We start from the raw sequence: 1,898 nt of genomic DNA on the forward strand, positions 1-1,898 counted from the left end.
CCACACCCTACACCCCACTTCCCCACACCCTACACCCCACACCCCACACCCCACACCCCACACCCTACACCCCACACCCTACACCCCACACCCTACACCCTACACCCTACACCCCAATTCACTCCTCGGTGCGATAGCCAAATTCTGCTAAAAGTGAGCGAGATTGTCGCCATTTCGGTTCTACCTTCACAAATAATTTTAAATATACCTCCCCGGCGATTAACTTTTGAATAGCCGATCGAGCCGAAGAGCCGATCGCTTTTAACATACTGCCATTTTTACCGATGACGATCCCTTTTTGGGAAGCTCGTTCCACGTTAATGGCGGCAAAAACCTTGGTTAAAGCGGGAGTTTCCTCGACGCGTTCAATCACCACCGCCACAGAATGGGGAATTTCCTGACGGGTTTGCAGTAAAATCTGTTCACGGATTAATTCGCCCATAATAAACCTTTCCGGTTGATCGGTGACTAAATCGGGGGGATAGTAATAGGGACCGACTTCTAGGGAATCAATTAACAGATTTTGCAATTCTTCGATTCCCGTCCCCTCCAGTGCCGAAAATTTGAGCAGAGGCCAGTTATTTTCCGCCGCTAAGGTACGATAACTATCGTCTAGAGGCTCCCGGTCTTCCGGTTGCTGATCGGCTTTATTTAGCCCTAAAATCGTGGGAGTTTGGTTTTTAGTCAGTAAATCGGCGATATAGCGATCGCCACTACCCAAAAAATTGCTACTATCGACAACAAATAAAACTAAATCTACAGAATTTATGGCGTTTTCAGCATTTTTAACTAAAACTTTGCCTAATTCGTGATGGGGCTTGTGAATGCCGGGGGTATCGACAAAAATCATCTGGGCGCGCTCGCTGGTGACAATGCCGCGTAAACGGTTGCGGGTAGTTTGAGCGATGGGAGAAGTAATGGCGATTTTTTGTCCCACTAATTGATTCATCAGGGTAGATTTGCCCACATTAGGACGACCAATAATGCCAATAAAACCCGATTTAAAACCGATCGGTGCGACGGGAATTACTGCCGAATCGAGATTAACGGCTTGAGAGTTGATAAAATCGTTCATAATTAAAGAATATTACTTAAAAAATATTTTTACCCATGCAAAGGATAATTTTGTTCTTGTTAGTATTGATTCTAGGCTGTAGTAACCATTTAGAATTATCTATAGCGGGAAATTTAAGCGATCGCTTAACCGATTATCCTCGCTGGATGACTAAACCGGTGGTTAGTTTTGCCAGCGGAGATTTAGTTTATCCCGATTGGATAGTAGGCAATTGGACTGTCACCAGTACCCTGATTGATTTAACCGCTCCTCTTGCTCCCCAGATTATCACACCTGGTTTTGAAAGTAATCGTCGTTACCTAGAACAATCGATCGAGTTTCCAGTGAGATTCATCGAGAAAGCTATGTCCAGACCGATAAATGCTGCCTTTTTATCCACCATTATCAGTAAACCATCAACTGTGGCCGATCGATCCTTTAATGGTTTAGCAATTAGTCGCGCCTATTTAGGTAATCAATCGGTATTATCGGTAAAAACTGACCCCAATAATCCCAATCGTCAGATTACCTTTTTACGGGGCGCTCATCAACTAATTTCCACGGTAATTGCCAGAAATAGCGAAACTCCTAGCCGAAATCAATTTATTGCCACAGAAATTATTCAACAAATTTTCCGGGGAGAAACCAATACTTATCTTAATGAGGTGGAAACCACCACCGCCTATCAGTTATTATCTCCTAATAAAATTCTAGGCGATCAGGTGACAGCCATTTATCTTTCCCCCCAATCGCCTGATTATTTCCAAGCGCCGAATCGTCCTGTGGCTTTGTATCGTTATCGCTTACAATTGCTGAAAGATTAATATAGATCCTGAAAAAATCA

Annotated in this window: 2 protein-coding genes; one reads left to right on the top strand and one right to left on the bottom strand. The window is 43.7% G+C overall.

From position 1 onward, the window contains the following. Positions 1-118: 118 nt before the first annotated feature. On the bottom strand, positions 119-1,075 hold the full coding sequence (gene era / locus PX636_RS07085; protein ID WP_288116589.1) for a GTPase Era: 957 nt from the start codon (positions 1,073-1,075) through the stop codon (positions 119-121). Positions 1,076-1,110: 35 nt separating this feature from the next. On the opposite strand from era, the gene PX636_RS07090 reads away from it, so the two are divergent. Continuing rightward, positions 1,111-1,878 carry a DUF6816 family protein gene (locus PX636_RS07090; RefSeq protein WP_002798780.1) on the top strand — a complete coding sequence of 256 codons (768 nt, stop codon included), beginning with the start codon at positions 1,111-1,113 and terminating at the stop codon, positions 1,876-1,878. The last annotated feature ends 20 nt before the right edge of the window (positions 1,879-1,898 follow it).

This window comes from Microcystis sp. M53598_WE2 (genome assembly GCF_030067735.1).
GTDB classification, from domain to species: Bacteria; Cyanobacteriota; Cyanobacteriia; order Cyanobacteriales; family Microcystaceae; genus Microcystis; species Microcystis aeruginosa.